1 protein-coding gene is annotated in these 260 nt (G+C 37.3%); it reads left to right on the plus strand.

What is annotated here, in order from left to right; genetic code table 11:
* Positions 1-52: 52 nt before the first annotated feature.
* On the plus strand, positions 53-260 hold a 208-nt coding region (locus FS628_RS32265), incomplete at its 3' end, for a hypothetical protein (protein WP_222125336.1).

A 260-nucleotide genomic window follows, 5' to 3' on the forward strand; every position in this document is an offset into this window, starting at 1 on the left:
GTATTTGGGTTATGGTAATTTAAAGTGGATTATGAGAAGTAATATTGGGGGGATGTTTGTTAAAGAATATTGGAAGATAAGGTATGGACGGGGATTAGATGGGGTTCGAGAGGGACTGAAGTATGAAGATGTTATGGATGTTGATGGAATTGGTTGTGAGGGAGTATATAGTTTGAAGAGTGAATATATTGATAGCACATTTTCGGGGGAGGATTATATGATTTGTGGTTTTAGGAGAGGGAATTTAATAAAAGCAGGGG

Origin of the sequence: Paenibacillus xylanexedens (assembly GCF_007676705.1) — a bacterium.
GTDB lineage: Bacteria > Bacillota > Bacilli > Paenibacillales > Paenibacillaceae > Paenibacillus > Paenibacillus xylanexedens_C.